Here is a 25,885-nt window from a genome sequence, read left to right as displayed (position 1 = left end):
TCGCGCCAAAACTTGGTCAACTGATTGGTCAAGTATGGCAAAGCCGGAACGGAAAGAGTAAGAAGTTTGGAAATTCTTCATGCAGTTGTCATGAAGCAGTTCTATGCGCTGCGGTTTATCAATCATCGGATGCGGTCAGGAGAAAGCCCATGTGGCTCAGCAATTTCACCCTCGTTCTCCCAAACGAGGTGGTGAGGGAAGGTGCCGTGCGTGTTGAGGATGGCGTCATCGCCGAGATCAGGCCGGAGCCGGTCGCGGGTGCTGTTATCGACGGCGGCGGACGGCTACTGATGCCCGGATTCGTCGATCTGCATGGCGACATGATCGAGCGCGAAATCGCCCCTCGGCCGAATGCGCATATGCCGATCGATTTCGGCATCCACGAACTCGACAAGAAGCTTGCCGCCTCCGGTGTCACGACGGCGTTTGCCGCCGTCTCCTTTGCGACCGAAAGCGTCTACGGCCACGTCCGCTCGCTGGAGACGACATCCGCGGTGATCGAAGGCATCAACCGCCTGCGTGACGATCTGCTGATCGACCACCGTGTCCACGCCCGTTACGAAATCACCAATGTCGGTGCAGCCGCGGCACTCGAGCGCCTGCTGAATGCCGATCAGATCGACATGGTTTCGCTCACCGACCACACGCCGGGCCAGGGCCAGTACAACAACCTGCAGAGCTACATCCTCAGCATTTCCGAGCGCCGTGCCATCTCCGAGGACATGGCGGCGGAGATCGTTGCCAAGCGCATCGCCATGCGTAGTAATCCTGAGATCGAAGCCAAGCTGAAGGAGATCGTCGCGCTGTCGCTGAAGCACAAGCTGTCGCTTGCCTCGCATGACGACGACAGCGTCGAAAAAGTCGCCGAAATGCACGATCTCGGCGTCACCATCAGCGAGTTTCCGGTCACCGCACCTGCGGCGGAGGAGGCGCGCCGTCGCGGCCTCTGGACGTTGATGGGCGCGCCGAACGCGTTGCGCGGCCAGTCGATGTCAGGCAATCTGAGTGCCCTCGACGCCGCCAGGGCCGGCCTGCTCAGCGTCATCGCCGCCGATTACCATCCGGCGGCCTTCGTGCCCGGCATCTTCAAGCTTGCCGATATGGTGGAAGGCGGCCTGCCGGCAGCCGTCGGCTTGGCGACCGGCAACGCGGCCCGCTCCGCCGGGCTTCTGGACCGCGGCGAGATCGCCGTCGGCCAGCGCGCCGATCTGGTCGTGGTCGAGCCGGGTGATATAAATCGCATCCGCGCCACCTTCCGCGCCGGCCGCTTCGTCTACAGCGACGGCACGCTGCATCCGTTGCGGGCGCTGGCGGCTTAAGCGCGGTCGCCGATCAGCGAAATCAGTTGGGCCTTGGGTGCGGCGGTCGAAGCCTCCGCACCGACGGCCTTGCCGCCGTCCATCGTCACTCGCCCTTCGGCAAAGAGCCGCAGGGCCTGCGGATAGATCTGATGTTCGACGGTGAGCACACGTGCGGCAAGGCTTTCGGCCGTGTCGCCGGAAAGAACCGGCACGGCTGCCTGGCCGATCACCGGCCCCTCATCCATGCCTTCGGTGACGAAATGCACTGTGCAGCCGGCAATGCGCATGCCGGCGTCGATCGCGCGCTGATGCGTATGCAGGCCGGGAAACAGCGGCAGCAGGGAAGGGTGGATGTTGAGCATCCGGCCCTCGTAACGCTGGATGAAGGTCGGCGTCAGCAGCCGCATATAGCCTGCCAGGCAGAGAATGTCGGGCGAAAGCTCATCGAGCGCTGAAAAGATCGCCGCCTCATGCGCGTCCTTGCTGGCATAGTCCTTGCGGGGAAAGGCGAAGGTGGCGATGCCTTCGGCGGCGGCCTTGGCAAGCCCGCCGGCATCCATCTTGTCGGAGATCACCCCAACGATCTCGGCCGGGTAGTCGGCCGCCTTCGCCGCCGCAACCAGCGCCATCATGTTGGAGCCGCTGCCTGATATGAAGACGACGGCGCGTTTGCGCGGCGAGCTCATATAGCAAGCGTGCCCTTGTAGACCGTGCCGGCAGCGCCGTCGGCGCGGGCGATCATGCGGCCGAGCGTGATAACCGTCTCGCCCTCGGCTTCGAGTGCGGCCGAAACCGCCGCGACATTCTCACCGGCGACGACGGCGATCATGCCGACGCCGCAGTTGAAGGTGCGCAGCATCTCCTTGGCCTCGACGCCGCCCGTCTTGGCGAGCCATGAAAACACCGGCGGCACCGTGACGGCGGCAAGATTGATCTCGGCCGCCAGATGCTTCGGCAGCACGCGCGGAATATTTTCCGGGAAGCCGCCGCCGGTGATGTGCGCCAGCGCCTTGATGGCGCCGGTCTCGCGGATCGCCTTCAAAAGCGGCTTCACATAGATACGGGTCGGCTCGAGCAGCGCTTCGCCGAGCTTCTTGTCTTCGGTAAACGGCGCCGGCGCATCCCAGTCGAGGCCGGACAATTCGACGATCTTGCGCACCAGCGAGAAACCGTTGGAATGGACGCCGGAGGAGGCAAGGCCGAGGATCACGTCACCCTCGGCAATATCGCCAGACGGCAGGAGCTTGCCGCGTTCGGCCGCGCCGACGGCAAAGCCCGCGAGATCGTAATCGCCGGAGGAATACATGCCGGGCATTTCGGCCGTCTCGCCGCCGATCAGCGCGCAGCCGGCCTCACGGCAGCCGGCGGCAATGCCGCCAACAATGGCCGCGCCCTGATCGGGGTCGAGCTTGCCGGTCGCGAAATAATCGAGGAAGAACAGCGGCTCGGCGCCCTGTACCACGAGATCGTTGACGCACATGGCGACGAGGTCGATGCCGACGGTGTCGTGATAGTCGGCATCGATCGCGATCTTCAGCTTGGTGCCGACGCCGTCATTGGCGGCGACCAGAACCGGGTCGGTAAAGCCTGCCGCCTTGAGATCGAAAAGTCCGCCGAAGCCGCCGATCTCGCCGTCGGCGCCGGGACGGCGGGTCGAGCGCACCGCCGGCTTGATCTTCTCGACGAGGAGGTTGCCGGCATCGATGTCGACGCCCGCGTCGCTATATGTCAGGCCGTTTTTCCCAGACTGGCTCATGCTGGTCTCCGATGGCTATTTCAGGCGGCCAACGTGCCGCGTCATCTGCCGGTCGCAATTGCATGACAGGGGCTTTTATGCAAGCGTTGCATGGCGAAAGCCCCCAATTTCCCGCGTCTTCTTCCGGCCTTTCCGGGATTTGGCGCGACAGGGTTGACCATCTTTGCGCCTGCATCCTATGTGCTGAATGGCCGCTTCGGATCGGATGCGGCATCAGGCAGCGGCAAGCGATCAGCGGGGAAGCAATGCCACAGCAAGTCAGCGGCAACAGTCTCAAGCGTCAGATTTTCTTCTGGCTGGCGGTGCTCGTCTTCTTCATCGTCTTTCTCTATATCTTCAGCTCGATCCTGCTGCCCTTCGTGGCCGGCATGGCGATTGCCTATTTCCTCGATCCGGTGGCAGACAGGCTACAGCGGCTGGGCCTGAGCCGCATGATGGCGACGATCGTCATCCTGATTGCCTTCATCGTCATCTTCACACTGGCGCTGATGATCCTCATCCCCGTGCTCGTCAGCCAGTTCAACGATTTCGCCGAGCGGCTGCCCGGTTATATCAGCCAGTTGCAGCAGTTCATCGACAATTCGAAGAACTCGCTGCTGCCGGAATGGATCAGGAGCCAGGCCGGCACGATCAAGGACAATTTCTCCGGCATCCTCTCCGAAGGCATGGGCTTTCTGACCGGTCTTTTCGCGCAGATCTGGAATTCCGGCAAGGCGATCGTCGACGTCATATCGCTGCTCGTCGTCACCCCCGTCGTCGCCTTCTATATCCTGCTCGATTGGGATCGCATGGTCTCCAAGGTCGATCAGTGGATCCCGCGCGATTATGTCAGCGATGTCCGCCAGATCGCCAGGGAAATCGACCAGGCGATCGCCGGTTTCATCCGCGGCCAGGGCTCGCTCTGCCTGATCCTCGGCATCTATTATGCCGCCGGCCTCTCTCTCGTCGGCCTGAATTTCGGCCTGCTGATCGGCCTCTTCGCCGGCATGATCAGCTTCATTCCCTATGTCGGCTCGCTGGTCGGTCTCGTTTTGTCCGTTGGCGTGGCGCTCGTGCAGTTCTGGCCGGATTATCCCTGGATCGGCCTGGTGCTCGTCGTCTTTTTCAGCGGCCAGTTCCTGGAAGGCAATATCCTGCAGCCGAAGCTCGTCGGCTCCAGCGTCGGCCTGCATCCGGTCTGGCTGATGTTTGCGCTGTTTGCCTTCGGCGCGCTCTTCGGTTTTGTCGGTCTTCTGGTTGCCGTGCCGGCTGCTGCTGCCGTCGGCGTCCTTGTTCGTTTCGCGCTTTCACGCTACCTTCAGAGCGATCTTTATTTTGGCGGGTCGCCTAGCGGCCGCGTTCAGAAGACGAAATCAGTTCCCAATGAATGACGTGAAAAACGCTGATCCGAAGCGCAAGGCCGGAGAGCAGCTGCCGCTGGTCTTTTCGCACGATGCCGCAAGCGGGCGCGACGACCTCCTGATCTCGGAGCGTCTCGCTGCCGCCGTTTCGATCGTCGATGCCTGGCCGGCATGGCCGTCGCCGGTCGTCGTGCTCGCCGGCCCCGTCGGCTCGGGAAAATCGCATCTCGCCCGGATCTGGCGGGAATTGAGCGGTGCCGTCGACATACATCCCGAGCTTGGCTCGGATGCTGCGGTTGCCGCCGCCGCCGGACCGGTGCTGTTCGAGGATGCCGACCGCCTCGGCTTCGACGACAATGCGCTGTTCCACGTCATCAACAGCGTGCGCGAAAACGGCACCAGCCTGTTGATCACCAGCCGTCTCTGGCCAATGTCGTGGCCGGTTTTGTTGCCCGATCTTCGCTCGCGCCTGAAGGCTGCGACCGTCGTCGAGATCGGCGAACCCGATGAGGCGCTGCTGTCGCAGGTGATCGTCAAGCTCTTTGCCGACCGGCAGCTTTATATAGATGACAAACTCGTGCTCTATATCGTTAACCGGATGGAGCGGTCGCTGAACGCGGCCCAGACAATCGTCGAAAGGCTTGACCGGCTGGCCCTGTCGCGGGGCACGAAAATCACCCGGTCTCTTGCTGCCGAAGTATTGAATGAATTGGGAAATTCGGAACCAGCCGATTGACTGTCACAGTTCCGTCGTGAAACTGATATAATTGCCTTCGGCGATTGAAAACGGGGTAAGCGGACCATGGATAGCGCAGTCGCAGAACATCAGGAACTCACTCCGGAAACCAACGACAACACCCCCTCGCTGGAAGAGCTGCTCAAGAGCCCCGAGCGCTTCATCAACCGAGAATTCTCCTGGCTGCAGTTCAACCGCCGTGTCCTGGAAGAGACGCTGAATACCGAGCACCCGTTGCTCGAGCGCGTCCGCTTCCTGTCGATCTCGGCCGCCAACCTCGACGAGTTCTTCATGGTGCGCGTCGCCGGCCTCGAGGGCCAGGTACGCCAGAATATCGCTATCCGCAGCCCGGACGGCAAGACGCCGGCAGAGCAGCTCGATTCGATTCTGCAGGAGATCGACCATCTGCAGATGGAACAGCAGGCCTCGCTCGCCGTGCTGCAACAATATCTCGCCAAGGAAGACATCCTGATCGTGCGCCCCGGCGCCCTGAGCGAGGGCGACCGCCAGTGGCTGGCCGCCGAATTCGAACAGGCGATCTTCCCGGTGCTGACGCCGCTGTCGATCGATCCCGCCCATCCGTTCCCCTTCATTCCGAATCTCGGCTTCTCGATCGGTCTGCAGCTTGTGAGCAAGAACGGCCGCGAGCCGATGACGGCGCTGCTGCGCCTGCCGGTGGCGCTCGACCGCTTCGTCCGCCTGCCGGATGAGGGAAACACAATCCGCTACATCACGCTGGAAGATGTCGCCAACATCTTCATCCATCGGCTCTACCCGGGTTACGAGGTGCAGGGCTCCGGTACGTTCCGCGTCATCCGCGACAGCGATATCGAAGTCGAGGAAGAGGCCGAGGATCTCGTCCGCTTCTTCGAAACGGCGCTGAAACGCCGCCGCCGCGGCAAGGTCATCCGCATCGAGACCGATTCGGAAATGCCAGCGTCGCTGCGCCAATTCGTGGTTCAGGCGCTCAATATCCCCGACAATCGCGTCGCCGTTCTGCCGGGCCTTTTGGCGCTGAACACCCTGTCCGAGATCACCAAGGCGCCGCGCGACGATCTCAGGTTTCTTCCCTACAATGCGCGATTTCCCGAGCGCGTCCGCGAACATGCCGGCGACTGCTTCGCCGCCATCCGTGAAAAGGACATGGTCGTCCATCACCCCTACGAATCTTTCGACGTGGTGGTCCAGTTTCTTCTCCAGGCTGCGCGCGATCCTGACGTCCTGGCGATAAAGCAGACGCTTTACCGTACCTCCAACGACAGCCCGATCGTTCGCGCGCTGATCGATGCCGCCGAAGCCGGCAAGTCGGTGACGGCGCTGGTCGAGCTCAAGGCCCGCTTCGACGAAGAGGCGAACATCCGCTGGGCGCGCGACCTCGAGCGCGCCGGCGTCCAGGTCGTCTTCGGCTTCATCGAGCTCAAGACCCACGCCAAGATGTCGCTGGTCGTCCGTCGCGAGGATGGCAAACTGCGCACCTATTGCCATCTCGGCACCGGCAACTATCACCCGATCACCGCGAAGATCTATACCGATCTCTCCTACTTCACCTGCAATCCGGTCATCGCCCACGACATGGCGAACATCTTCAACTTCATCACCGGCTACGGCGAGCCGGAACAGGGCATGCAGCTCGCGATCTCGCCCTATACGATGCGCTCGCGCATACTGCGTCACATCGAGGAAGAGGTCCAGCATGCCAGGAACGGCGCGCCGGCGGCGATCTGGATGAAGATGAATTCGCTTGTCGATCCCGACATCATCGACGCGCTCTATCGCGCCAGCCATGCCGGCGTCGAGATCGATCTCGTCGTGCGCGGCATTTGCTGCCTGCGTCCGCAGGTGCCCGGCCTTTCGGAAAAGATTCGCGTCAAGTCGATCGTCGGCCGCTTCCTCGAGCACAGCCGCATCTTCTGCTTCGGCAATGGCCACGGCCTGCCGTCCGACAAGGCGCTGGTTTACATCGGCTCGGCCGACATGATGCCGAGAAACCTCGATCGCCGCGTCGAAACCATGGTTCCGCTGACGAATCCCACCGTTCACGAGCAGGTCTTGTCACAGATTATGCTCGGCAACGTGATTGACAATCAACAAAGCTACGAGATATTGCCCGACGGTACGTCGCGTCGCATGGAAGTGCGCAGGGGCGAAGAACCGTTCAATGCGCAGCAGTATTTCATGACCAATCCGAGCCTGTCAGGCCGTGGTGAAGCTCTGAAGTCCAGTGCGCCGAAGCTGATCGCCGGCCTGCTCGAAGGCCGCAACAACAAGTAATACTGGACCTAAATGGTTGAATCTGAAGCCCAGGGGCGCCTTCCGGGAATCGCCCCGGTCTCCGTCGTCGATATTGGATCGAATTCCATTCGTCTTGTCGTCTACGAAGGCATGTCCCGTTCTCCGACCGTCCTCTTCAACGAAAAGGTCCTCTGCGGCCTCGGCAAGGGCGTCGCCCTTACCGGCAAGATGGATGAAGACAGTGTCGGGCGGGCTCTGGCGGCGCTGCACCGTTTCAAGGCTCTGTCCGACCAGGCGCGCGCTGCCACCATGTATGTGCTGGCGACGGCGGCCGCTCGCGAGGCGAGCAACGGCCCTGATTTCATTCATCAGGCGGAAACCATCCTCAACCGCAAAGTCCGCGTGCTCTCGGGCGAGGAGGAGGCGAAATTCGCCTCGCTCGGCATCATCAGCGGTTTCTACAATCCTGACGGCATTGCCGGCGATCTCGGCGGCGGCTCGCTGGAGCTGATCGATATCAAGGGCAAGGACGTCGGCAAGGGCATCACGCTGCCGCTTGGCGGCCTGCGCCTGTCGGAATATGCCGGCGGTTCGCTTTCCAAGGCACAGACCTTTGCCCGCAAGCAGCTGAAGACGGCAAAGCTGTTGTCGAAAGGCGAGGGGCGCACCTTCTACGCCGTCGGTGGCACCTGGCGAAACATCGCCAAACTGCACATGGAAATCACCCAATATCCGCTGCACATGATGCAGGGCTATGAGGTGTCTCTCGAAGCCATGATGTTGTTCCTCGAACAGGTGGTGACCGCGCGCGATTCCAAGGAGCCGGCGCTGCAGGCCGTTTCCAAGCACCGCCGTTCGCTGCTGCCCTTCGGCGCCATCGCCATGAAGGAAGTCCTGAGCGCGATGAAGCCGTCGTTGATTTCCTTCTCGGCGCAGGGTGTGCGCGAGGGATATCTCTATTCGCTGCTGTCGGAGTCCGAGCGCCGCCTGGATCCGCTGCTTGCCGCCGCCGGCGAACTGGCGATCCTGCGTGCCCGTTCGCCGGAGCATGCCCGCGAACTGGCGGAATGGACCGGCCGCATGATGCCCCTTTTCGGTATCCAGGAAACCGACGAGGAAAGCCGCTACCGTCAGGCCGCCTGTCTGCTGGCCGATATCAGCTGGCGCGCCCATCCTGACTATCGCGGGCTGCAGGCGCTGAACGTCATCGCCCACTCGTCCTTCGTCGGCATCAGTCATCCCGGCCGCGCTTTCATCGCGCTTTCCAACTATTATCGCTTCGAAGGCCTGCATGACGACGGCGCCACCGGCCCGCTGGCGCAGATCGCCACGCCGCAGCTGATCGAGCGCGCCAAGCTGCTCGGCGGCATGCTGCGCGTCGTCTACCTCTTCTCGGCCTCGATGCCCGGCATCGTCAAGAACCTGACCTTCCGCAAATCGTCGAACCCGGACCTCGACCTCGAATTCGTCGTGCCTCCCGAGTATCGCGACTTTGCCGGCGAACGCCTGGACGGCCGCCTGCAGCAGCTGTCGAGACTGACCAACAAGCGGCTGGCGTTTCGGTTCGAGTAGTCTCATTTGCGGTGTTGTGCCGTGCCGGGGAGTATCACACGGCATGCCGCCAATCGACCGCCATAAACCAAAAAGGGCGGCACCTTCGCGCCGCCCTCCGCATTTCATACCAGAACCCCGAATTACTTCGCGTTCAAAAACTCGCCGACCTCAAGCAGGCTGAATTCGTTATTGTCGGCCTTGTCGACCGCGCGGCCGGCCGAGAAGGGCAGGTTGTTGTCGTTGCCGATGATGATGTGGGTGGCGTCGACGCGGTCGACGTTTTCGATCGTCACGAACGGCATGTCGTAGACGCCGTCCTTGCTGCCGGCCTTCTTCTTGTTGTCGGGGTCCTGGATGTCCAGGAGGTCGATATAGCCGATCTTGCGGACGGCCTTGCCGACATTGGCATCGTTGAACTCGATCTTGTAGACGCGCTTCAGCACGGCCGGAGCTTCGAAGCAATCCGGCTTCGGCTGCTTCGGGTCGGCGCAGGCCTTGTCCGTCGTGCCGGCGCCGTTATCGCGCTCGATGACGAGAGCGGTCGTGTCGTCGAGCATGTTGAAGTCGCCGATCGACACGCCCTTGTCCTCGAACGGATAGAGCCAGCTGCGGCCGGTCCACTTCTTCGAAGCGACATCGAACTCGATGACGCGGACGGCGGTGTGGCCGTCGACCGTTTCCACCGTGCCGTCATCCTTGTAGATGGCGCCTTCAAGCAGGCCGTAGAGCTTGGCGCCGTCCTTCGACATGGCGAGGCCTTCGAAGCCGCCGGAGCGCTTCAGATTGAAGACCGGCATCTTGGCGGCCGGGTTGGCCGGGACCGAGACAAGCGGATTGTCGGGCGAAAGCACCGGCTTGCCGTCGAGCGTCGTCGGGATGACGTCGGTGAGGCGGCCTGATGTGTCGAACTTCAGGATGTAGGGACCGAATTCGTCGCCGAGCCAGAAGCCGTCGGCAACCGGCTGGATCGATTCGATGTCAAAGTCAGCGCCGGTGAGATAACGCGTGTCGGTGCCTTCGAGAACGATCGGGAACGGAGCGATCTTGTTCGGATCGGAGAGGAAGAGGTTCTTGACGACTTCAGCCTTGTTGCCGGCCCAGTCGAACTTCATCTGGTGCAGGAAGAGCATGGAGTCCGACGAGGTGGACTTCGAGCCGAAGCCGTTGTCGGAGAGCGTCCAGAAGGTGCCGTCGGCCATCGTCTTGACGCCGGAGAAGCCTTGGATCGGCTGGCCGTCGAAAGGAAGCTTCAGATCGGTGATGCGGGCGCCGTCCTTGCCGGGAACGGTGCCGAGCGCCTCGGTGCGCTTGCGGTCCGGCGTTGTAAACTTGCCGGAATGCTTGAGGAATTCGGGGGCATCGGCCGGCGCCGGAACCATGGTGTTGGCAGGTAGGATCGCCTGGCCGGCGAGCTTGGCCGGGAACTGCTGCTGGTCGGCCGAAGCGGAGCCCGCGACCAGGATGAAAAGCGATACGGAAGCAAAAAGGACGTTCTTCATAATATCTCCGTGGAACGGATTGCAAAGGCCTTCCGCTTAGCAGGGCTTTCGTGTCAGCGAATTGACGGTTGGGTGAAGCTTTGGTGACGTACTTACAGCGCCGCGCGTCTTTCTCAGACGCGCAAAGGACGCTGCAACATTTTGAATTTACGCATCAGCCGTGCAGAATGACCGCCGGCGTGTTCAGCACGGTGACCGCGCGCGAGGAAAGCGCCATGACGCCGAGTGCCTGGCCGCGTCCCTTCACCGCATGGGTGCCGAGATCCTCGCAGGATATGTCGTCGGGAAAATTCATGCGCCGGGCAAGCTCGGTGGAGATCAAAACCGATCGGTTCAGACTGCGGCAGAGCGTCTCCAGCCGGGCGGTGGTGTTCACCGTATCGCCGAAATAGCTGATCTTGTGATGGTCGACGCCGATTTCGGCGGTGATGATCTCGCCGCCGTGGAGGGCGGCGCGGAGCTTCGGCACCTGCCCGTAATTCTTTCGCCAGCCGGCGGCGTTGGCGTCGATATCGGCGAGGATATCGAAGATGCAGCGCACGCAACGCGCATCCTTGACGCCGCGGGCAAGTGGCCAGGTGATGATCGCAGCATCGCCGACATAGTCGTTGATCATGCCCTTGTGACGCCTGACGGGCTCGGCGAAGGTCGCAAACAGCGAGCTCAGCAGTTGTTGCGCCCTGAGGTCGCCGTGCTTTTCGGCAAAAGCCGTCGAATCGACGAGGTCGATGAACAGGAAGACGCGCTCTTCCCTGACCGGATTGCGATAGCGGCTGATGAGCATGCTGAGGAAAACTTCACGACCAAGCAGTTCCCGCACGCGCAAGACGAAGATCAGCATCGTGCAGACCGCAAGCGCATAGAGGAAGACCTCGAACGGCATGATGACGAGGTCGAGGAGCGACACCGGCTTCACCATGCCGAGCCACCAGAGCAGCAGGCCGGCGCAGGCAAAGCCGATGCTCATCAGGATTTCGTAGATCAGCAGCTCGGTGATGATGAAGGCGAATGTCGGCAGCTTCTGGATGCGCCTGTAGAGTGCTCGAAACAGCACCTTGCGCTCGAAGGCGAGGATCGGCATGCCGATGAAGAGCGCGAAGATCGCCCCGATGATCGGCGTCTGATTAGAGTAGAACATCAGATCATAGATGACGCCGCTGGCCGCAAGGACGATCGTGATCAGGATCCAATTCTGTGTCGGAGATATTTCCCGCATGCCGCCTCTGCGCCGTGATGTTTCTTCCCGCCATTGTTTCAGGCCGGAAAAAACCGTCAAGCGAATTCGAAATTACAGCGCCGCGCGCCTTTTCCAGACACGCGGCGCTGTAGCACTTTGAATGGCTGCATAATTTTGTTCTTAAACCGATGCCGATTTAAGGCGAGATGCAGTCGCCTCAGAGGCTGACGGTTTCGACCTTGCGGTCGACGAAACGCAGGGCGATCGCGCCTTGGATCAGCTGCAGTGCCGGCTCGCCGAAAAGATCGCGCCGCCAGCCGTGCAGGGCAGCGACTTCGGCCTTCTCGCCTTCGGCGGCGATCTTGTCGAGATCTTCGCTATTGGCGATCACCTTCGGCGCCACGCCGTGTTTTTCCGAAATGAGCTTCAGCAGCACCTTCAACAATTCGACGGCAGCAGCAGCCCCTTCGGGCGCCTGCGCCTGGCGTGGCACATGGGGCATATCGGCCTTCGGAAGAGCAAGCGCCGTGTTGACGGCCTCAATGACCGCGGCGCCGGAAGTCGAACGCTCCCAACCCTTCGGAATGGTGCGCAGACGGCCGAGCGCCTCGGTATCCTTAGGCTGCTGCTGGGCGATCTCGTAGATCGCATCATCCTTCAGCACCCGCGAACGCGGCACGTTGCGGGCCCGCGCCTCGCGTTCGCGCCAGGCGGCGACATATTTCAGGATCGCCAGCTCCTGCGGCTTGCGCAGGCGCATCTTCAGCCGCTGCCAGGCATCGTCCGGATGCATGTCGTAGGTTTCGCGCGACTCGAGAATGTCCATTTCCTCGGAGAGCCAGGAGGTGCGGCCTTCGCGTTCCAGTTCCGCCTTCAGCGACAGGTAGACGTCGCGCAGGTGGGTGACGTCGGCCAGCGCATAATCCAGCTGTTTGTCCGAGAGCGGCCGGCGGCTCCAGTCGGTGAAGCGCGAAGACTTGTCGATATGGACGTTCTTGATGCGGCTGACCAGCTGGTCATAGGAGACGCTGTCGCCGAAGCCGCAGACCATGGCGGCGACCTGCGTGTCGAAGATCGGATGCGGAATGAGATTGCCGCGATTGAAGATGATTTCGATGTCCTGGCGGGCCGCATGAAAGACCTTCAGCACCTTCGTATCGGCCATCAGCTCGAAGAAGGGGGCGAGATCGATGCCCTTGGCCAGCGGGTCGACGAGAACTTCCGTCGTTGGGCTTGCCATCTGGATCAGGCAGAGCTCCGGCCAGAAGGTCGTTTCGCGCAGGAATTCGGTGTCGATGGTGATGAAGTCGGACTTGGCCAGCTCTTTGCAGGCGGCCGCCAAATCGGCGGTGGTTTCGATCATATCATTTCATTCGCAAGGAAAAGGTCGGTTAAACCTTCCTTCTCCTTTCGGTTCGATATGTCAATACAACAGCATACGCTTCGAGCATTGCTGGCGAAGAATCACGTCCAAACTGAGGCAAGGCGCGAACGCCGGCGCGAAGCACAGCCGCAACCGCGGCGAAAGCGCACTGTCTCAGCTGACCCTGAGATAGCTCGTCATCCCCGTCTTCTGATGCTCGATGATATGGCAATGCAGCAGCCAGTCGCCTGGATTATCGGCGACGAAGGCAAGCTGCACCTTCTCGTCCGGCTGGATGAGATAGGTATCGGAGGTGAGCGGCATCACCTCCCGCGTCGAGGAGGAGATCACCGTGAAGCTCATCCCGTGCAGATGGATCGGATGCGCATGCGGCGTGGTATTTTCCAGATTGAAGACATAGCTCTTGCCGAGCTTCAATTCCGCAAGCGGCGCCGTCGGATCGGGCGTGTCGCCCGGCCACGGCACCTTGTTGATGGCCCAGAAACTGTAGCCCAGCGAGCCGCAGATGCTTTCGACGGCGGCATTCTCGGCGGTGGCGCTCAGTACCAGCGGGATCTGCTCGGCGGCGGAAAGATCGGCCTTAGGGACGGGGTTGTCGACAAGCGGTCCGAGATCGCCGATGGCGCGCTTCAACGATGATCCGACCGCGCGCAGGCTGGCGATCACCTTCGGCGCCGTGCCGCGAATATCCTCGAGCGTCGCGACGGCGCCTTCACCATCCGGCATGCGCACGGCAAGATCGAGCCGTTGACCCGGTCCGATCTGCAGCAGGTCGAGGGAAAAACGCTTCGGCACCGGATTGCCGTCGATTGCAATCACGGTCGCATCGGCGCCTTCCATCTTCAGCGAGAAGATCCGCGTCACGTCGGTGACCGCGATGCGCAGCCGCACCAGCCCGCCGGTCGGCGCGTCATATCGCGGCTCCTGGTGCCAGTTGGCGGTGCGCACCGTGCCGTAGGTGCCGGTCTTGGCAGCGTCGCGCGGCCGGAAGGGGGCAATGAATTGTCCGTTGCCGCCGAGCCGCCAGTCGCGCAGGTTCAGCACCACCTCGGCATCGAATTCCGGATCGGCCGGATCTTCGACGACGATGACGCCGGTCATGCCGTGCCCCATCTGCGTCAGCGTGTTGCAATGTGGATGATACCAGAAGGTGCCGGCATCCGGCGGTGTGAAGGCATAGTCGAAGCTGTCGCCGGTATAGACGTAGGGCTGCGTCATGAACGGCACGCCGTCCATGCGATTGTCGATGCGAAGCCCGTGCCAGTGGATCGTCGTCGGCTCGTCGAGCCCATTTTTCAGCCGCACCGCATAGGGTCGCCCTTTCCTCATCCGCAGGACCGGCGGCATGCCGTCATGGCCCCAGCTCATGATGTCCTTGGTCGGCCCCGCCTCGGTCAGCATCGCCTCGGTCTTCACCGCCGTCAGCAGCTGCGGCTCGGGAGCCGCCTCGGCAAACCCGAATTTACCGGCAATGCCGATGCCGACGCCATAGGCACCCGCCACAGCGGATGCCTTGAGAAGGTTGCGGCGGCTAAGGAGAGGCATGCGGGCGCTCCATGGGTGAGAATGCCGATCCTTTTAAAGTTGACCGGCATCTTCAGCAATATGGGAAGAGCGGCCAAACTGCCGCAGCATGCGGGTCGCAGCCTCGCCATAAACGCGTGTCAAACGCTCGGCCGCGTGCGCCAAGCCTTGACAAATCGGAACGTCCGTGCGCTTTTCCGCCCGATTTTCTTGTCGGCGCTTGAGGGTCTTGGAACCCTTGCTGCCGTCTTAAGCCACATGCCAGGATTTGAGATCATGCATCGCTACCGCAGCCACACATGCGCCGCCCTCCGCAAGTCGGATGTCGGCTCGACCGTCCGTATCTCCGGCTGGGTTCACCGCGTTCGCGACCATGGCGGCGTTCTCTTCATCGACCTTCGCGACCATTACGGCATCACCCAGGTCGTTGCCGATCCCGACAGCCCGGCCTTCAAGATGGCGGAAACCGTGCGTGGAGAATGGGTCATCCGTATCGATGGCCTCGTCAAGGCCCGCACCGAAGACACCGTCAACAAGAGCATGGCGACCGGCGAGATAGAGCTCTATGCGCAGGAGATCGAAATCCTCTCCGCCGCCAAGGAATTGCCGCTGCCGGTCTTCGGCGAGCCGGATTATCCCGAAGACGTCCGCCTGAAGTATCGCTTCCTCGATCTTCGCCGCGAAACGCTGCACAAGAACATCGTCAAGCGCACCCAGGTCATCTCCGCCATGCGCCGCGAAATGGGCAATGTCGGCTTCACCGAATATACGACGCCGATCCTGACGGCTTCTTCGCCGGAGGGCGCGCGGGACTTCCTGGTGCCGAGCCGCATCCATCCCGGCACTTTCTATGCGCTGCCGCAGGCGCCGCAGCAGTACAAGCAACTGCTGATGGTGGCCGGCTTCGACCGTTATTTCCAGATCGCGCCCTGCTTCCGCGACGAAGACCCGCGTGCCGATCGCCTGCCGGGTGAATTCTACCAGCTCGACCTCGAAATGAGCTTCGTCACCCAGGAGGACGTCTGGGACACGATGGGTCCGCTGATGACCGGCATTTTCGAAGAGTTCGCCGAAGGCAAGCCGGTCACCAAGGAATGGCCGCGCATCCCCTATGACGAGGCGATCCGTAAATATGGTTCGGACAAGCCGGACCTGCGCAACCCCATCGTCATGGAAGCGGTCACCGAACATTTCGCCGGCTCCGGCTTCAAGGTTTTCGCAGGCATGATCGCCTCCAACCCGAAGGTCGAGATCTGGGCTATTCCGGCCAAGACCGGCGGTTCCAGAGCGTTCTGCGATCGCATGAATGCCTGGGCGCAGTCGACCGGTCAGCCTGGCCTTGGCTACATCTTCTGGCGCAAGGAAGGTGACAAGCTCGAGGGTGCCGGCCCGCTTGCAAAGAACATCGGCGAGGAGCGTACCGACGCGATCCGTACCCAACTCGGCCTCGATGACGGTGACGCCTGCTTCTTCGTTGCCGGCGATCCGGCGAAGTTCTACAAGTTTGCCGGTGAAGCCCGCACCAAGGCCGGCGAAGAGCTGAACCTTGTCGATCGCGACCGTTTCGAACTCTGCTGGATCGTCGACTTCCCGTTCTTCGAATGGAGCGAGGAAGAAAAGAAGGTCGATTTCGCGCACAACCCATTCTCGATGCCGCAGGGCGGCCTCGATGCGCTGCAGAACCAGGATCCGTTGTCGATCAAGGCGTTCCAGTACGACGCCGTCTGCAACGGTTTCGAAATCGCGTCGGGCTCGATCCGTAACCAGTCGCCGGAAACCATGGTCGCCGCATTCGAAAAGGTCGGCCTCAGCCAGCAGGATGTCGAAGACCGTTTCGGCGGCCTCTACCGCGCCTTCCAGTACGGCGCGCCCCCGCATGGTGGTGCTGCCTTTGGTATCGACCGTATCGTCATGCTGCTCGTCGGCGCCAAGAACCTGCGCGAAATCTCGCTGTTCCCGATGAATCAGCAGGCCCAGGACTTGCTGATGGGCGCGCCGAGCCCGGCAACGCCGACGCAGCTGCGCGAGCTCTCGATCCGGCCGATCCCGCCGGTCAAGAAAGACTGAAATCATCTGATCCAAAATGCAAAAGCCCGGCAAATCGCCGGGCTTTTCTGTTGGTTCGCTCGCTCACAAAGCCGCGTAGATCGCCTCGCGAAGATCGACTGTGAACTTGCCCCACATGCCTTCCAGCGTCGTGTTGGTCAGCGCAACGACGGTCAGCCCGTTGACCGGGTCGATGAACCAGCTATGGCCGTAGACGCCGCCCCATTTCAACGTGCCCTTGGGGAAGGGGACGCCTGCCTCGGCCGGATTGGTGATAACAGACCAGCCGAAGCCAAAGCCGGAGCCGGGTTCGTGCTGCTGGCGGTGGCCGTCAGCCTGGTCCGTCATCATCATCCCTACGGTTTCGGTCGAGAGCAGCGGTGCGCCACCCCTACGGATGGTTTCGAGTATGGCGAGCACGTCACCCGCCGTTCCCGCCATGCCGGCGCCGCCCGAATGATAGGAGGCGGGGTCGAAGATGCGGTTCGGCGCGAAGCGGATGGGACCCATCAGCGACATCACCAGCGCAGTCTCGCCCATCAGCGCCGGTTCCGGTGAAGCATCCATATAGGCCGCGGCAAGCCGGCTGCGATCGCGAACCGAAAACGCCGTATCGGCAAGGCCAAGCGGTTTTGTCACCAGATCAGTGACGGCCTCGCCCAGCGGCACGCCGGTTTCCGCCTCGATGACGCCGCCCAGAACATCCATGGCGACGGAATATTGCCAGTCGCTACCCGGCGCGAAGCGCAGCGGTGCGCTGGCGATCCGCCGCAGGTTCTCGGCCAGCGGCAGTCCCGGTTCGTCGAGGCCGTCGGAAACGCCGGCGCGGGTATAAGAGCCGTCCTCTTCGAAGAAGCTGTAGCTGAGGCCGGATGTATGGGTCAGCAGGTGGCGAATGCGAATGGTTGCTTCGCTGCCATCAGGCAGCCTCGGTCGGAAGTCCGGCAGCCACCTCGTCACCGGGTCGTCGAGCCCGATTCTTCCCTGCTCGACGAGCCGCATCGCGGCGATGGTGACGATCGGCTTGGTGATGGAGGCAAGTCTGAAAATAGTGTCCTCGCGCATCGGCAGACCGCTTTCGCGGTCGGCAAGGCCGGCGGTGCGGCGATGGACGATCTCTCCGTCGCGGGCGACGAGCACCACCGTTCCTACAAGCCGTTTGTCGTCGAGCGCGCTTGTGATGGCCGCATCGACCGCTGCTGCCAGCGATGAATTCCTGTCGGCGTCTGCCATTTCGAGGGGAAGACTCATCAGATTAAACCTTCTATAATCACAATGACCGTTCCTGAATACAGAAAGCCGCTTCGAATTTCTAGAGTGATCATTGTGAAAAATAGCCGAGACGTGGAAAATCCTACCGTACGCCGCCGCGGCCGACCGCCGGCTTTCGACCGCGAGACCGTGCTGTCGGCGGCGCGCGAGACCTTCTGGGCGCATGGATATGAGGGCGCCTCGATCGCCGATCTCACCGCCGCCATGGGCATCACGCCGCAAAGCCTCTATGCCGCCTTCAACTCGAAGGCCGATCTCTATCGCGCCGCGCTGGAACAATACCGAACGCTGGGCTCCGACACGTTTTCCGCGCTCGGTGAGCCGATCGACACCGTCTCCGCCTTCGAGCGCATATTACGGGGTTCGGCGGCGATTTTCTCGGCTCCAGAGCATCCGAAAGGCTGCATGATCTCGACGGCCGTGCTGAACTGCGCCAGCGAGAACGATGTGATCGCCGACCATGTTGCGGCGCTGCGTCGTCGGTCTCTGGATGCCTTCTCGGCAAGGATCGAGCGCGGCATCCGCGAGGGCGACATGAAGGCCGGGACGAATGCTCGCGCGCTGGCGCGGTTTCTTGGCGCCATCATCCAGGGCATGTCGGTGCAGGCGAGGGACGGTGCATCGCTAGAGGAATTGCTCGATCTCGCAGCCCTCGCCATCGCCGAGGTCGGCCGCCACCGCGCCTGAAAACGAAAAGGCCCGACAGCGTGGGCGGCCGGGCCTTTCATCTGGAGATCGAAGCGATCAGTCGTTGGCGGTAACCTTGACGCCAAGCACTTGCGGCAGGGTGTTCGGAGCACCCATGGCGGCGCCCACGATCGTCGGGAACGGTACCGGCTTTTCAGGAGCGGCCTTGACGGTGAGACTCTTCGGATCGTCGAGGAAGGTATTGACGGCAGCCGAAACGGCGTTCTGCAGTTCCGGGATATTGAGCTGCGCCAGCATGATCGGCGTCATCGCCTTTAGCGAATCCGCCATCTGCTTGCCGGAAATGTTCTGCTGTGCGCCGGCATAATCGAGCGCGCGCTTGGTGATCGAGGCATCTTCGAAACGCACCTGCGCGGCCTCGAAGGACAGCTGCTGCATCAGGCCGAGCATGGCAAGACCGAGCGCCTGCTGCGATTCTTCCTTGTTCGGGTTGGCTTCGGATTGCTTCATCGCATCCTGCAGCGACTTCACGAAGGCCATCGTGTAGCCCGAGATCTTGAAGCCGAGGTTCAGTTTGCCGATGTTGGTGAAGTCGAAGGCGAATTCCGAAATGTCGATCGTGCCGGGGGCGAGTTCCCAGGCGCCCTTCATGGTGATGTCGCCCTGGACGTGCTGCAGGGCCAGCTTCTCGATCGCGTCCTTGCTCTGCGGATCCTCGGCCTTGCTGAGGTCGGCCTTCATGCTTTTGAAGGCGCCGTCGAAATCGAAGCCGGATTCGTCTTCGCGCAGCGTCAGGTTGACGTTGCTTTCGAGCACCGAGAACAATTCCGCCCCATCCTTGACCACCTTCAGTGGGCCGGTATGAGCAGTCTCGTAGAGCATCATGGTATCGAGGGTATCGCCGCCCGGCGTTGCCGGGATCGAGATGCCGCCGAGCGTCAGCTCCTGCGCCGTGACCGTGACGCCGTCTTTCGTGGTGTTGATATCGGGGAAGGCGGCCTCTTCGATGTAATAGCCGCCATCCTCGTCTTCTTCGACGCCGGAAAGGGTGACTTCGCCGACAGCCAGGCTTTCGCCGCCTGCCGATTTGACGCTGACATTCTCCAGCGTCGCGGTCGTGCCGTCGATATCGACGCTGTCAGCCGAAATCGTTCCGCCCTGTGCGGCATAGGCGGCATTCAGCTTCTTCAGCAGATCGGCGCCGTCGAGAGCGAAAGCCGAGCCGGCAAGCGAGAAAAAGGCTGCGCCCGATAGCATCAGCCGCGTTGTCCGGTAAAAGTTCATGGGGTGATTCCTCTGGTGGCGTGGTGGCGGTTGGAAATCTGCAGTGACGCTACTACGGATTGGGCCTGCTTTATATTTGCCGACCTCTAAATTTTTGTTGAGAGGAACGGCAAACGAAGTCCAAATTGGGGCGGAGCGTTTGTCTCATCCTTTGATGTCGGTCCCAAGACTTCATCCACAGCTGCAATGGCCCCGATTCCTTGCCCGCCGGCCTCTTCTGAGCTAGTCAGAACCTATGGGACAAGAGATTTTGCCGCCTTCAGGCGGAGACGACGATCACATCCAGCCGGTCGACCTCAAGGCGGCGCTCGAGCAGCGTTACCTTGCCTATGCGCTTTCGACCATCATGCACCGCGCTTTGCCTGATGTGCGCGACGGGCTGAAGCCTGTCCATCGCCGCATCGTCTATGCGATGAACGAGATGGGGCTGAGGCCGAATACAGCCTTCAGAAAATGCGCCAAGATCGTCGGCGAGGTGATGGGTAACTACCATCCGCACGGCGACCAGTCGATCTACGACGCGCTTGCCCGTCTCGCCCAGGATTTCTCGCAGCGCTACACGCTGGTCAACGGCCAGGGCAATTTCGGCAATATCGACGGCGATAGCCCCGCCGCCATGCGTTACACCGAATCGAAGATGACGGCGGTCTCGGAACTGCTGCTCGAAGGCATCGATCAGGATGCCGTCGATTTCCGTGATACTTACGACGAATCGAATACCGAGCCGGTCGTCCTTCCCGGCGCCTTCCCGAACCTGCTCGCCAACGGCTCTTCCGGCATCGCCGTCGGCATGGCGACCTCGATCCCGTCGCACAATGCCCACGAGCTTTGCGATGCCGCCCTGCATCTGATCAAGCATCCCGATGCGACCGTCGAAAAGCTGGTCGAATTCATCCCCGGCCCGGATTTCCCCACCGGCGGCATCATCATCGACAACCGCGACAGCATCATCGAGAGCTACCGCACCGGCCGCGGCGGTTTCCGCGTGCGGGCGAAATGGCAGACGGAAGATCTTGGCCGCGGCGGTTACCAGATCGTCATCACCGAAATTCCCTTCCAGGTGCAGAAATCGCGGCTGATCGAGAAGATCGCCGAGCTGCTGATCGCCCGCAAGCTGCCGCTGCTGGAAGATATTCGCGACGAATCGGCCGAAGACATCCGTGTCGTGCTGGTGCCGAAGACCCGCAGCGTCGATCCGACGATCCTGATGGAGTCGATGTTCAAGCTGACGGAACTCGAAAGCCGCTTCCCGCTCAACATGAACGTGCTCTCCATGGGCCGCATCCCGCGGGTCATGGCGCTGAACGAGGTGTTGAAGGAGTGGCTGGACCACCGCCGCGAAGTTCTGCAGCGCCGTTCGCGCTTCCGTCTGGCCGCGATCGACAGACGCCTTGAAATCCTCGGCGGCCTGCTGGTCGCCTACCTCAACATCGATGAGGTGATCCGCATCATCCGCGAGGAGGACGAGCCGAAGCCGGTGATGATGGCGCGCTGGGATCTCACCGACAATCAGGTCGAGGCGATCCTCAATATGCGGTTGCGCGCCTTGCGCAAGCTGGAAGAGTTCGAGATCCGCAAGGAATTCGACGAACTCACCAAGGAGAAGGGCGAGATCGAGGCGTTGCTTTCCTCCGACGACAAGCAGTGGCAGACGGTCGCCTGGGAAATCGGCGAAGTGAAGAAGAAATTCGCCAAGGCGACCGAGGTCGGCCGGCGCCGCACCCAGTTCGCCGATGCGCCCGAGACCGACGAGGAAGCAATCCAGCAGGCGATGATCGAGAAGGAGCCGATCACCGTCGTCATTTCCGAGAAGGGCTGGATCCGCGCGTTGAAGGGCCATATCGCCGACACGGCGACGCTGACCTTCAAGGAAGGCGACGGCTTGAAGATCGCCTTCCCGGCGCAGACCACGGACAAGATCCTGATCGTCACCACCGGCGGAAAAGCCTTCACGCTCGGCGGCGACAAGCTGCCGGGCGGCCGCGGTCACGGCGAGCCGCTGCGTATCATCGTCGACATGGATAACGACCAGGCGGTGCTGACCGCTTTCGTCCATGATCCCTCGCGCAAGCAGCTCATTGTCTCGACCGCCGGTAACGGCTTTGTCGTTCCCGAAGCCGAGCTGGTCGCCAATACGCGCAAGGGCAAGCAGATCATGAATGTCGGGCTGCCCGAGGAAACGCAGCTGCTCGTGCCCGTCAGCGGCGACCATGTCGCCGTCGTCGGCGAAAACCGCAAGCTTCTGGTCTTCCCGCTGGTGCAGGTGCCGGAAATGTCGCGCGGCAAGGGCGTGCGTCTGCAGCGTTATAAGGATGGCGGCATTTCCGATGTCCGCTGCTTCGCGATATCAGACGGCCTCGTCTGGGAAGACAGCGCCGGCCGCACCTTCACGAAGAACAAGGACGAGCTCGCCGAATGGCTGGCCGACCGCGCCACCGCCGGCCGGACCGTGCCGAAGGGCTTCCCGCGCAGCGGCAAATTCGCCGGCTGAGGCTTAAAAATTCCGCGGTCGGCTCTTGGCGGGCGCGGGAACTTCTCTATCTCATTCCTGTTACCAAAAATAAGAGAAGGCCGGCTCCGGAGGCGGACGGAATGGCCGCAGGCCGTGCACGGGAGGAGTGTGCGCGCCACTACCGGAGGAAAATCGATGCCCGCCAGCACCATAAAATTGCATGTCAGCCACACCTACAAAGTACCGCCTGCTGTTGTCTACGACGCTTGGCTCAACCCTGAAATCGCGCGCCGCTTTCTGTTTGCGACGGATGACGGTCATGTCATCCGCGCCGATATCGATCCGCGTGTCGGCGGCCGTTTCTTCGTCGTCGACCGCCGCCCGACCGGCGACGCCTTTCACCAAGGCGTCTTCCTGGAATTGAAGCGCCCGCAGCGCATGGTCTTCAGCTTCTCCGTCGAGGAGCATGACCACAATTGCGACCGCGTCGAGATCAACATCGAGCCTCTCGGCGGCGGCAGCCGTCTGACGCTGACCCATGAAATGTGCGCCGAATGGGCCGAACACGAGGAAAAGACCCGGCAAGGCTGGGCGCATGTGGTCGAAGGTCTTGGCAGGGAACTAGAGCAGGAGCAGTTCAAGGCGACGGGCTGAGGGGTATGCTGAAATCCCGCAGGAAGCGGGTCGCGCCTCCTTCGTCGATCTCGCCGGCGGCTACGGCAAGAACGAAAGCGTAGAGATTGGCATCGGTCGTTTCGATCTCGTAGCCGTTTTCCAGAAGGAACACACCGGCGGTTACGATCGCGATGCGCTTGTTGCCGTCAACGAATGCGTGGTTGCGGGCAAGGCCGAAAAGATAGGCGGCGGCGAGTTCGATGACGTCGTCGCAGCCGTAATTTGCCTTGTGCATCGGCCGGCCGAGAGCGGATTCCAGCGCGCCTTCGTCACGCAGTCCTGCGAGACCGCCGAAGCGCTCGATCTGCATTTTCTGCAGGCCCTCCACCAATGGTCTCGTCAGGAATTTGAAAGCCATTATTCGGCCAGCTTTTTCAAGGCGACCTTATACTTGTCCATGAAATATCGTGCCGCCTCGAGCTGACGAGACAAATCCTCATCGGCCGGCTTCAAAGTGATGCCGCCGTTTTCCAACTGCAATTCCAATGAATCGCCGGTCTTCAATCCAAGTCGGTCGAGGGTTTCCTTAGGGATGATAATACCCTCGGAATTGCCGATCTTGCGGATAGTGACGTTCATCGCTTCATCCTCTGTGTGATAACGGAGTTATAACATGAGGCCGAGCAGGCGACAACTTCCTATCCTGCCATTTGCCTGATGCTTTTCCTTCGCGCCATCCAGACGGAATGCGCTGCGATCGCCGCCACCAGGATGCCGCCGCCGACGAGCGTCATGGTCGCCGGCGTTTCCGCAAAGATCAGCCAGACCCAGATCGGTGCAAGCACGGTTTCGAGCAGGTAGAACATGCCCACCTCCGGCGCGGAAAGGTAACGCGGCCCGGTTGCCAGGCACCAGAAGGCAAGCGGCATCATGACCGCGCCGTTGAAGAGGATCCAGGTCGGATGCTCGATCGAAAAACCGCCTGCCGGCATGACCGAGATCAGGCCGACCGCCGCCGGTAACACCGTCGAAAGCAGCGAGACGAAGCCCATCTCCCGGCGGGATGCGCGGCTGATGGTGATGGCGGCGGCAATGATGAAGGCGGTAAGCAGCGCCATGGTATCGCCGAAGAGATGGCCGCCCGAAAGCCCGTCCCGCACGATCAGGCCGACGCCGAAGATCATCGCCGCCATGGCGATCAGCGTTGCCAGCGCCGGCCGCTCCTTGAGGAAAATCCAGGAAAGAAGGGCGGCAAACATCGGATTGAAGGCGACGATGAAAACGACATTGGCCGTCGAGGTGTTGAAAACGGCGAGAAGGAAGATCACCGTCGTCAGGCCGTAAAGCAGACCGGTGACCAGGCCCGGCCAGCCCGGCACCAGCACTGGCCATCGCCCCTTGGCGATCCGGAGCGCCGTGGCGACCAGAAGCGTCACGCCAAGGGTCGCGATGCTTCTCGCGGCCAGGATCGACCACAGCTCGCCGTCAGCGAGCCTCATCAGCGGGATATCCACCGAAAGCGCCAGCCCGCCGATCGCCGTCAGCAGCAGGCCCTTCCGATGGTTGGAAAGAGCGGTCGGAAACATTCAGTCGTGGGTGCTCTCGGGCATGGATGAGGGATCGAAGCGTTCCCAGCCGCGCGGGGTCAGATGCTCCTGCGGCTGGAAGCGCGTCTTGTAGTCCATTTTCCGCGACCCTTGAACCCAGTAGCCGAGGTAGACATGCGGCAGTCCCAGCGCTTTGGTGCGCCGGACATGGTCGAGAATCATGAAGGTGCCGAGCGAACGCCGCTCAAGCGCCGGATTGAAATAGGAATAGACCATCGACAGCCCGTCGCTCATCGTGTCGGTGAGGGCGGCGGCGAGCAGCTCGCCCTTTGGCCGCTGCTCCAGTCCCGAGCCTTCCTCGCGCCGGCGATATTCGATGATTCTCGTATTCACATGCGTGTCTTCCACCATGATTGCATAGTCGAGCACGGTCATGTCGGACATGCCGCCCTGCTGGTGGCGAAAATCGAGATAGCGTCGGAAGAGCGAATATTGCTCGCTGGAAGGCTGGGCTGCGAATTCGGTGGCGATGACGTCGGAATTGGCGCCAAGCACGCGCTTCATCGATTTCGTCGGCTCGAATTCCTGGGCGAGAATTCGCACGGAAACGCAGGCGCGACAGGATTCGCAGGCCGGGCGATAAGCGATGTTCTGCGAGCGGCGGAAACCGCCCTGCGTCAGGATGTCGTTCATCTCGGCGGCGCGCGGGCCGACCAGATGGGTGAACACCTTTCGCTCCATCTCATGCGGCAGGTACGGACACGCAGCCGGAGCCGTCAGATAAAACTGCGGGGATGGCGTCGTCTGCGTATTCATTTGTCGCGGAAATTTCCTTGTCGAGACCGTGCCGTTTCCTGACAGCATGACCTAAGAATAAAAAACGTCAACAGCGGGGCGCTTTTCGCCCTTCATATCAGTCTTCTAATTTTAGATATGGAGCGCTGGCGCCCACCGGCAAAGTGAAGGCGGAGACTTTATTTGGTCTCCGCCCCGAGGTCGCAGATAGGGTGTCAGCCAGAGTCTCAGGCCGTGCGCACCGTCGCCGTGCCGACCAGCAGGTCGTGAACGAGACGGCTGCGTTCGATAAACAGGCCGGCAAGCAGAATGAGCGGCGTCAGCACCGAGTTGAGGATCCAGAACAGCGCCAGATGCACGATCGCCGTCATGAAATCCATCGGCCGTCCATCGACGCGCACGATCGCGATCCCCATGGCGCGCATGCCGAGCGAGGCTTGGCTCGGCCCGCCCACCGTCAGGCCGAAGTAAATGCCGGCGACGATGACGAAGAGGGCAGGGTAGAGCAGGAAGCCGAGCCCGAGCGTGAGGATCGACAGGAAGAACAACACGACCGCGGCTGGAATCCAGAGCAGCGCCACGATGACGTAATCGAGGATGAAGGCGAAGACCCGGCGGCTCAACACGCCGCTATAGGCGCGCCAGTCCTCCGGTGCGGCATAAAGCGGATTGGGGTTGTAGCTCATCTCAATCTCCTGCGGAAAAACGATGCCGCTGATATGG

22 protein-coding genes are annotated in these 25,885 nt (G+C 61.6%); 9 read left to right on the top strand and 13 right to left on the bottom strand.

What is annotated here, in order from left to right; all coding sequences use genetic code 11:
• The first annotated feature begins 149 nt into the window (after nt 1-149).
• Nucleotides 150-1,319, top strand: coding sequence for an alpha-D-ribose 1-methylphosphonate 5-triphosphate diphosphatase (locus OIU37_RS11255; protein WP_264257534.1), 1,170 nt, complete (start codon nt 150-152; stop codon nt 1,317-1,319).
• Here the strand turns inward: OIU37_RS11255 and purN are convergent.
• Entirely contained in the window at nt 1,316-1,987 is a 672-nt protein-coding gene (gene purN / locus OIU37_RS11250; RefSeq protein ID WP_182209705.1) for a phosphoribosylglycinamide formyltransferase, read from the bottom strand. The two genes, OIU37_RS11255 and purN, sit on opposite strands and share 4 nt — an antisense overlap.
• On the bottom strand, nt 1,984-3,057 hold the full coding sequence (gene purM, locus OIU37_RS11245) for a phosphoribosylformylglycinamidine cyclo-ligase (RefSeq protein ID WP_182209706.1): 1,074 nt from the start codon (nt 3,055-3,057) through the stop codon (nt 1,984-1,986). The genes purN and purM overlap by 4 nt, the downstream gene beginning before the upstream one ends.
• Before the next feature lie 245 nt (nt 3,058-3,302).
• On the opposite strand from purM, the gene OIU37_RS11240 reads away from it, so the two are divergent.
• The 4 genes from OIU37_RS11240 to ppx all read left to right on the top strand — a co-directional run bounded on the left by OIU37_RS11240 (nt 3,303) and on the right by ppx (nt 8,937).
• Complete coding sequence (locus tag OIU37_RS11240; protein WP_182209707.1) at nt 3,303-4,427, top strand: AI-2E family transporter; 1,125 nt, start codon at nt 3,303-3,305, stop codon at nt 4,425-4,427.
• Nucleotides 4,420-5,133, top strand: coding sequence for a DnaA regulatory inactivator HdaA (hdaA, locus tag OIU37_RS11235; RefSeq protein WP_018241492.1), 714 nt, complete (start codon nt 4,420-4,422; stop codon nt 5,131-5,133). Before OIU37_RS11240 ends, hdaA begins: the two co-directional genes overlap by 8 nt.
• A gap of 66 nt (nt 5,134-5,199) precedes the next feature.
• Nucleotides 5,200-7,404: an RNA degradosome polyphosphate kinase gene (locus OIU37_RS11230; RefSeq protein ID WP_182209708.1), complete on the top strand. Its 2,205-nt coding sequence runs from the start codon at nt 5,200-5,202 to the stop codon at nt 7,402-7,404.
• Nucleotides 7,405-7,416: 12 nt separating this feature from the next.
• Complete coding sequence (gene ppx / locus OIU37_RS11225; RefSeq protein ID WP_180693270.1) at nt 7,417-8,937, top strand: exopolyphosphatase; 1,521 nt, start codon at nt 7,417-7,419, stop codon at nt 8,935-8,937.
• A 122-nt stretch (nt 8,938-9,059) separates the two neighbouring features.
• On the opposite strand, the gene OIU37_RS11220 is transcribed toward ppx, so the two are convergent.
• From OIU37_RS11220 to OIU37_RS11205, 4 genes are all read right to left on the bottom strand, one after another.
• Nucleotides 9,060-10,418 (bottom strand): esterase-like activity of phytase family protein, encoded by a 1,359-nt coding sequence (locus OIU37_RS11220; protein WP_182209709.1) that lies wholly within the window; start codon nt 10,416-10,418, stop codon nt 9,060-9,062.
• A gap of 154 nt (nt 10,419-10,572) precedes the next feature.
• Complete coding sequence (locus OIU37_RS11215) at nt 10,573-11,634, bottom strand: adenylate/guanylate cyclase domain-containing protein (protein ID WP_168309834.1); 1,062 nt, start codon at nt 11,632-11,634, stop codon at nt 10,573-10,575.
• Nucleotides 11,635-11,812: 178 nt separating this feature from the next.
• Nucleotides 11,813-12,958 carry a ribonuclease D gene (gene rnd / locus OIU37_RS11210; RefSeq protein WP_025394006.1) on the bottom strand — a complete coding sequence of 382 codons (1,146 nt, stop codon included), beginning with the start codon at nt 12,956-12,958 and terminating at the stop codon, nt 11,813-11,815.
• A 174-nt stretch (nt 12,959-13,132) separates the two neighbouring features.
• Nucleotides 13,133-14,524, bottom strand: coding sequence for a multicopper oxidase family protein (locus OIU37_RS11205; protein WP_264257533.1), 1,392 nt, complete (start codon nt 14,522-14,524; stop codon nt 13,133-13,135).
• A gap of 255 nt (nt 14,525-14,779) precedes the next feature.
• Between OIU37_RS11205 and aspS the strand changes: the two genes are divergently transcribed.
• Nucleotides 14,780-16,570, top strand: coding sequence for an aspartate--tRNA ligase (gene aspS, locus OIU37_RS11200; protein WP_180693266.1), 1,791 nt, complete (start codon nt 14,780-14,782; stop codon nt 16,568-16,570).
• Nucleotides 16,571-16,633: 63 nt separating this feature from the next.
• On the opposite strand, the gene OIU37_RS11195 is transcribed toward aspS, so the two are convergent.
• Nucleotides 16,634-17,800: a serine hydrolase gene (locus tag OIU37_RS11195; protein ID WP_264257532.1), complete on the bottom strand. Its 1,167-nt coding sequence runs from the start codon at nt 17,798-17,800 to the stop codon at nt 16,634-16,636.
• Between the two features lie 66 nt (nt 17,801-17,866).
• Here OIU37_RS11195 and OIU37_RS11190 point away from each other — a divergent pair, with 66 nt between their 5' ends.
• Nucleotides 17,867-18,508: a TetR/AcrR family transcriptional regulator gene (locus OIU37_RS11190; protein WP_171600935.1), complete on the top strand. Its 642-nt coding sequence runs from the start codon at nt 17,867-17,869 to the stop codon at nt 18,506-18,508.
• 57 nt (nt 18,509-18,565) lie between these two features.
• Here OIU37_RS11190 and OIU37_RS11185 read toward each other — a convergent pair whose 3' ends face one another.
• A complete protein-coding gene (locus OIU37_RS11185; RefSeq protein ID WP_264257531.1) occupies nt 18,566-19,753 on the bottom strand; it encodes a YdgA family protein in 1,188 nt (395 codons plus the stop codon).
• Between the two features lie 235 nt (nt 19,754-19,988).
• Between OIU37_RS11185 and parC the strand changes: the two genes are divergently transcribed.
• Both parC and OIU37_RS11175 read left to right on the top strand, forming a co-directional pair.
• Entirely contained in the window at nt 19,989-22,244 is a 2,256-nt protein-coding gene (gene parC / locus OIU37_RS11180; protein ID WP_171600933.1) for a DNA topoisomerase IV subunit A, read from the top strand.
• Between the two features lie 156 nt (nt 22,245-22,400).
• A complete protein-coding gene (locus OIU37_RS11175) occupies nt 22,401-22,859 on the top strand; it encodes an SRPBCC domain-containing protein (RefSeq protein WP_129418676.1) in 459 nt (152 codons plus the stop codon).
• Here OIU37_RS11175 and OIU37_RS11170 read toward each other — a convergent pair.
• The 5 genes from OIU37_RS11170 to OIU37_RS11150 form a co-directional block, all read right to left on the bottom strand.
• Complete coding sequence (locus OIU37_RS11170; protein WP_171600932.1) at nt 22,843-23,238, bottom strand: type II toxin-antitoxin system death-on-curing family toxin; 396 nt, start codon at nt 23,236-23,238, stop codon at nt 22,843-22,845. The two genes, OIU37_RS11175 and OIU37_RS11170, sit on opposite strands and share 17 nt — an antisense overlap.
• On the bottom strand, nt 23,238-23,459 hold the full coding sequence (locus OIU37_RS11165; RefSeq protein WP_129418678.1) for an AbrB/MazE/SpoVT family DNA-binding domain-containing protein: 222 nt from the start codon (nt 23,457-23,459) through the stop codon (nt 23,238-23,240). Before OIU37_RS11165 ends, OIU37_RS11170 begins: the two co-directional genes overlap by 1 nt.
• Nucleotides 23,460-23,518: 59 nt before the next feature.
• Nucleotides 23,519-24,406, bottom strand: coding sequence for a DMT family transporter (locus tag OIU37_RS11160; protein ID WP_264257530.1), 888 nt, complete (start codon nt 24,404-24,406; stop codon nt 23,519-23,521).
• Nucleotides 24,407-25,183: an arginyltransferase gene (locus OIU37_RS11155; protein ID WP_018241509.1), complete on the bottom strand. Its 777-nt coding sequence runs from the start codon at nt 25,181-25,183 to the stop codon at nt 24,407-24,409.
• Between the two features lie 206 nt (nt 25,184-25,389).
• Nucleotides 25,390-25,848: an RDD family protein gene (locus OIU37_RS11150; protein WP_171600930.1), complete on the bottom strand. Its 459-nt coding sequence runs from the start codon at nt 25,846-25,848 to the stop codon at nt 25,390-25,392.
• Nucleotides 25,849-25,885 lie beyond the last annotated feature (37 nt).

Source organism: Rhizobium sp. BT-226 (assembly GCF_025847085.2).
GTDB classification, from domain to species: Bacteria; Pseudomonadota; Alphaproteobacteria; order Rhizobiales; family Rhizobiaceae; genus Rhizobium; species Rhizobium sophorae.
The sequence above is the reverse complement of the archived record's forward strand: the minus strand, read 5'-3'. Positions and strand labels throughout refer to the sequence as shown.

Coding starts and splice junctions, on each gene's coding strand:
- OIU37_RS11255 (WP_264257534.1), top strand. CDS start 150: ATGTGGCTCAGCAATTTCACCCTCGTTCTCCCAAACGAGGTGGTGAGG.
- purN (WP_182209705.1), bottom strand. CDS start 1,987: ATGAGCTCGCCGCGCAAACGCGCCGTCGTCTTCATATCAGGCAGCGGC.
- purM (WP_182209706.1), bottom strand. CDS start 3,057: ATGAGCCAGTCTGGGAAAAACGGCCTGACATATAGCGACGCGGGCGTC.
- OIU37_RS11240 (WP_182209707.1), top strand. CDS start 3,303: ATGCCACAGCAAGTCAGCGGCAACAGTCTCAAGCGTCAGATTTTCTTC.
- hdaA (WP_018241492.1), top strand. CDS start 4,420: ATGAATGACGTGAAAAACGCTGATCCGAAGCGCAAGGCCGGAGAGCAG.
- OIU37_RS11230 (WP_182209708.1), top strand. CDS start 5,200: ATGGATAGCGCAGTCGCAGAACATCAGGAACTCACTCCGGAAACCAAC.
- ppx (WP_180693270.1), top strand. CDS start 7,417: ATGGTTGAATCTGAAGCCCAGGGGCGCCTTCCGGGAATCGCCCCGGTC.
- OIU37_RS11220 (WP_182209709.1), bottom strand. CDS start 10,418: ATGAAGAACGTCCTTTTTGCTTCCGTATCGCTTTTCATCCTGGTCGCG.
- OIU37_RS11215 (WP_168309834.1), bottom strand. CDS start 11,634: ATGCGGGAAATATCTCCGACACAGAATTGGATCCTGATCACGATCGTC.
- rnd (WP_025394006.1), bottom strand. CDS start 12,958: ATGATCGAAACCACCGCCGATTTGGCGGCCGCCTGCAAAGAGCTGGCC.
- OIU37_RS11205 (WP_264257533.1), bottom strand. CDS start 14,524: ATGCCTCTCCTTAGCCGCCGCAACCTTCTCAAGGCATCCGCTGTGGCG.
- aspS (WP_180693266.1), top strand. CDS start 14,780: ATGCATCGCTACCGCAGCCACACATGCGCCGCCCTCCGCAAGTCGGAT.
- OIU37_RS11195 (WP_264257532.1), bottom strand. CDS start 17,800: ATGAGTCTTCCCCTCGAAATGGCAGACGCCGACAGGAATTCATCGCTG.
- OIU37_RS11185 (WP_264257531.1), bottom strand. CDS start 19,753: ATGAACTTTTACCGGACAACGCGGCTGATGCTATCGGGCGCAGCCTTT.
- parC (WP_171600933.1), top strand. CDS start 19,989: ATGGGACAAGAGATTTTGCCGCCTTCAGGCGGAGACGACGATCACATC.
- OIU37_RS11175 (WP_129418676.1), top strand. CDS start 22,401: ATGCCCGCCAGCACCATAAAATTGCATGTCAGCCACACCTACAAAGTA.
- OIU37_RS11170 (WP_171600932.1), bottom strand. CDS start 23,238: ATGGCTTTCAAATTCCTGACGAGACCATTGGTGGAGGGCCTGCAGAAA.
- OIU37_RS11165 (WP_129418678.1), bottom strand. CDS start 23,459: ATGAACGTCACTATCCGCAAGATCGGCAATTCCGAGGGTATTATCATC.
- OIU37_RS11160 (WP_264257530.1), bottom strand. CDS start 24,406: ATGTTTCCGACCGCTCTTTCCAACCATCGGAAGGGCCTGCTGCTGACG.
- OIU37_RS11155 (WP_018241509.1), bottom strand. CDS start 25,183: ATGAATACGCAGACGACGCCATCCCCGCAGTTTTATCTGACGGCTCCG.
- OIU37_RS11150 (WP_171600930.1), bottom strand. CDS start 25,848: ATGAGCTACAACCCCAATCCGCTTTATGCCGCACCGGAGGACTGGCGC.